Source organism: Endozoicomonas numazuensis (assembly GCF_000722635.1).
Taxonomy (GTDB): domain Bacteria; phylum Pseudomonadota; class Gammaproteobacteria; order Pseudomonadales; family Endozoicomonadaceae; genus Endozoicomonas_A; species Endozoicomonas_A numazuensis.
The window spans coordinates 1-4,567 of sequence record NZ_JOKH01000012.1; the positions used below are offsets into that span (position 1 = coordinate 1).

Annotated in this window: 4 protein-coding genes; 2 read left to right on the forward strand and 2 right to left on the reverse strand. The window is 46.7% G+C overall.

Annotation, left to right across the window (positions count from 1 at the left end; translation table 11 throughout):
• Window positions 1-543, forward strand: a 543-nt coding sequence (locus GZ78_RS26110; protein WP_034843078.1) for an RNA-guided endonuclease InsQ/TnpB family protein, incomplete at its 5' end; no start/stop codon positions are given.
• 80 nt (window positions 544-623) lie between these two features.
• Here GZ78_RS26110 and GZ78_RS26115 read toward each other — a convergent pair.
• Window positions 624-1,583, reverse strand: coding sequence for an acyltransferase (locus GZ78_RS26115; protein ID WP_051786574.1), 960 nt, complete (start codon window positions 1,581-1,583; stop codon window positions 624-626).
• Window positions 1,584-1,974: 391 nt separating this feature from the next.
• A complete protein-coding gene (mutY, locus tag GZ78_RS26125) occupies window positions 1,975-3,078 on the reverse strand; it encodes an A/G-specific adenine glycosylase (RefSeq protein WP_081870059.1) in 1,104 nt (367 codons plus the stop codon).
• 319 nt (window positions 3,079-3,397) lie between these two features.
• Between mutY and GZ78_RS26130 the strand changes: the two genes are divergently transcribed.
• Window positions 3,398-4,369 (forward strand): TDT family transporter, encoded by a 972-nt coding sequence (locus GZ78_RS26130; RefSeq protein ID WP_051786575.1) that lies wholly within the window; start codon window positions 3,398-3,400, stop codon window positions 4,367-4,369.
• The last annotated feature ends 198 nt before the right edge of the window (window positions 4,370-4,567 follow it).

Genomic DNA, 4,567 nt, shown 5'->3' on the forward strand with positions numbered 1-4,567 from the left:
AAAACCTTTGCTGCTAACCAGAAGTTAAAGCACTCCCTGAAACGTCTGGCTCGCAAACAGCGAGCATTGAGCCGCAAAACGAAAGGCAGCAACCGTCGTGCGAAAGCCAAGCAAGCGGTTGCCAAACTTCACTATCGCATCAGCAACCAACGTCTAGCCATTCTGCATGAGGTCAGTGATTATCTGACGGCAAACTTCAGCGTTATCGCTATTGAAGACCTGAATGTACGTGGCATGACAAAGAATCACAAACTGGCCCGGGCTGTGAACGACGCAGGTTTCGGAATGTTGCGCCAGTTCATTAAATACAAGGCCGAATTACGGCAGCGCGAAGTGGTCATTGCTGACAGGCTCTTCCCGTCCAGCAAGACATGCAGTGCCTGTGGTCATAAAAATGATGCTGTGGTTCTTGGTGTCCAGTGGTGGGGCTGCCCAAGCTGTAAAGCCCACCATAACCGAGACTTCAACGCCTCAGTTAATTTAGATAGATATGGTCGAGACACGTTACAGCTCGACCTTAAACCCTACACAAGAGTGGCGTAAGACATACTTCGGTATGCAGCCGTTTTGACGGTGTAGATAAACCCAGGTAATCAGTGATTGTCGTAGGTTTTTAGTAGCGGTTATACGACTTCGTTCTGAGACTTGGAGGCAGACTCAGCGGTAGGAGACGTTACCACTCTTTTTTGGCGATGGCTCAGTTGGTGTATGACTTGATCCTTATCTTCCCACAGCTTATTGACCCATGCCTGGAAATCATTGCGAAACTCAGCGTCCTGCTGGTAGCTGCGACCTATAAAAGACTCTGGAATTGTTTGTTGTTCAATATGAATACTGACGTTGCTAATTCGACCACACAGGAAGTCCCAGAAGCCCATCTGGCCTTTTTTATGATAAACGATGGTAATGTTAAGAAGGGTTCTTACCTGTTCGCCCAAGGCTCCAATCACGTAACTGATTCCGCCAGCGCGGGGTTTCAACAAATGCTTGAAAGGGGATTGTTGCTTACTGTGTTTCGATTCGGTGAAGCGGGTTCCCTCAAGGTAATTGACGATGGATACCGGCATGGTCTTGAACTTTTCACAGGCTTTCAGGGTGCTTTCCAGATCTTTACCGCGTTTTTCCGGATGTTTTTCAAGATAAGCTTTGGTGTAACGCTTCATAAATGGGAAATCGAGGGCCCACCAACAAAGACCGATCACAGGTACGTAGATCAACTCCTGTTTGAGGAAGAATTTCATAAAGGGGATCTTTTTGTTCAACAAATGTTGCATCAATAGAATATCAGCCCAACTCTGATGATTAGCTGTGACCAGATAATAGCCATTGGGGTTCAGTCCGCTCAGGCCGGTGATGTTCAGATTTATTCCCAATAATCCTTTTATCCAAATAGCATTGATACTGATCCAGAGCTCTGCAACGGCATTGGCCATACGTCCCATCAGACGGCGAAAGCCCTTCAAGGGAATGATGAGTTTTAAGAGAGAGAAACAGAGTAGAGGCAGACTGAGTAACAGGGTATTGATCATCAGAATGGAAAGAGACAGTAACCCTGTGAAATATTCTTTAAATGTGCCGATCATGTTGGATTTTTGAGTTCTTTTCATTGAGGTTGGCTAAGAGCTCGTAGTTTAACTTGAAATCTTTTTCATCTCTAAGGAAGAGAAAAATTTTCTTGCCTCTATGCTCATTGGGTCTGCACAGACCAAGTTGCCATACTCTTATTTCCTGTGCCGGCAACGGCATTACACAGGTGGGGAGTGGTCAAACTTGCAAACCAGATGTGCATCTCCCTTGGGAAGGGCCGGAAATCTGGCCAACAGACTGTCTGGTAACAGGATTTACTGAGAGTCCTATCACAACCGTACTCCATCGTAGAGGGCTCTTAAACGGCAGTTCATCCTCAAAAACCTCTCTCCTTTTTTACCGTCATAAACTCTTTTGCTAGCTTCTCGGGTTCGCCAGAACAGAGCTTTACAGACTCCGCCTGATCTTGGTTAACAGTTTGCTGACTGGAGCTGCTAATCCTAGCTCTGAAGGCTGATCGGGCTGAAACCAGTGCCAACGATCACCATCAGCTACGGATGATGTCTGTGCCGCAAATGTTTTAATGGGGGTGATATCCAGATGGTAATGGCTAAAAGTGTGGCGAAATGCCTGCCATTCTTCAAATTCATCCAGGTCTAACCCTGTTTTGTTTTGAGCTGCTTCTGACAGCTCTTCATTGCTCTGGATTTCCGGAAAACCCCAAAGCCCTCCCCAAATTCCAGTGGGCGGTCTTTTCTCCAGCAGAACTTCTCCAAACTCATTGATCACCATCAGCATTCTTACTGATCGTTCCGGCTTTTCTTTTTTAGGCTTAGGTTCTGGGTAACGGGTTTCTTCTCTGGTTGAGTGGGCCAGACAGTCTTGCTGCAATGGACAAATCAGGCAGGAAGGTTGGGCTCGGGTGCAAATCATTGCTCCCAGGTCCATCATTGCCTGGGTGTAGTCAGCATTACGGTGATCTGGAGTGAGCTCTTCAGCAATACTCCAGAGCTGCTTTGCGACTTTGGACTGTCCGGGCCATCCAGCAATAGCCCGATAACGAGCCAATACTCTTTTTACATTGCCATCAAGAATCGGGGCGCGAATACCCATACTGATAGAAGCTATCGCTCCGGCTGTGGATAAACCAATGCCCGGTAATTGAGTTAATGCGTCAACAGAGCGGGGAAACTCTCCGGCAAATGTTTCCATAACCATCTTTGCCGCCTTGTGCAGGTTTCTGGCTCTGCTGTAATATCCCAGCCCGCTCCACAGATGAAGCACGTCATCCGTCTCGGCTAAAGCCAGATCTGCGACAGTGGGAAAGCGCGCCATAAAGTTTTCGAAGTATGGAATCACTGTGGCTACCTGAGTTTGCTGCAGCATAACTTCGCTGATCCATACCCGGTAAGGATTAATGCTTTGTTGCCATGGCAGGTCTTTGCGGCCATGTTCATCAAACCATTCGAGTACTTGCTGACTGAAGGCTTCACTTTCATTCTCTGACTGGCTCAAGTGCTCTGAACTCCGGCGATGGCTGTCTGAAGACATAAATAATGTCTGGATTGTCTGTTGAGCGATGCATCTTACTATGAAATGTTCACTGAATCTGACTTCACAGAGTTTTTGTATAGGGTTGTACTGTGAATGGTTATCCCAATCAGTTTATTTTTGATCCTGCCATTTGTTCTGCTCAGTCCATTTATTGCTGTGGGGCATAGAACCCTCTTTAGTATAAGTTTTATTGATCTATGTCATGTAAAAGTTTGAATTTTATTATTCTCTAAACACGCTATTTTACTCATACACCCTTTAAAAAATTGCTCAAAACATTATGAGCGAATGATAGACACTCTCGGTAATAAGCAAGATGAATAAGACTGAAAATCCTGGTCGCACAACTGGCTTGGTATCAAGACTAAGCCGCGTTCCTACTCCTCTTGGAGGCCTTGCTCTGGGCATCGCCAGCTTGGGCGGCGCCTGGTCTCTGATCATGCCAGATCAGTCACAGGGACTGAAATTAACGGCTGCTATTATTGCTGCAATTCTGGTTCTTAAAGTGGTGCTGAAGTTTATTCTGCATCCTCACCTGATTCGTGAAGACCTGTCCCACCCAGTCGTCAGCAGTGTAATGCCTACCTGCGCCATGGCTATTATGGTCATTGCTTCAGCTCTCATGCCTATATCTGAGTTTGCGGCACGAGCACTCTGGGTGGCTGCGGTTGTTACTCATTTGATATTGCTGGTAGGTTTTATCACTCACAGGGCCAGAGACTTTGATATTGAGCATATGGTGCCCAGCTGGTTTGTACCTCCTGTGGGTATCATTGTGGCGGCTGTCACCAGCCCGGGCATGGGATTTGAACCTCTGGTAAATATTCTGTTTGTCTTTGGACTGTTTTGCTACTTTGTGAAGCTGCCCATCATGCTCTACCGCCTGATTTTCAAGAGCACTATTCCTGATGCGGCATTGCCAACTTTCGCTATTATGGGCGCTCCAGCCAGTCTGTCACTGGCAGGCTATCTGACCATCACAGATAACCCCAGTCTGATTATGATCAGTATTTTGGCGCCTCTGGCTATTTTCATGACTGCCATGGTGTATATGGCTTTCATCAAACTGTTAAGACTGCCATTTTCTCCTGGCTATGCAGCCTTCACCTTCCCAATGGTGATTGGCGCAACAGCACTGCTGAAACTGGAAGGTAAAGTGGATGGCGTGTTTGCTGATCTCTTCCATCAGCTGGGACGCATTGAACTGTGGGTGGCCACAGCCATCGTGACCTATGTTGCCATTCGCTATATTGTTTTTTACCTGAAGCCTCGTCCAAAAATGGCATAACCTGAAAAGAAACTGACTGGCGTGATCCTAGGAGGCTGACCGAGAATAGACAGTCCGGCCTAAAATCCAGAAAGAACGGCCATCTTTTCCACTGGATTTGCTTAAATAGGTCAACTATTCGCACAAATCCAGTGAAAAAGCTGACTCGTTCTACTGAATTTTATGCTCGGACGCTATTCTCGGTCAGCCTCCTAGGAG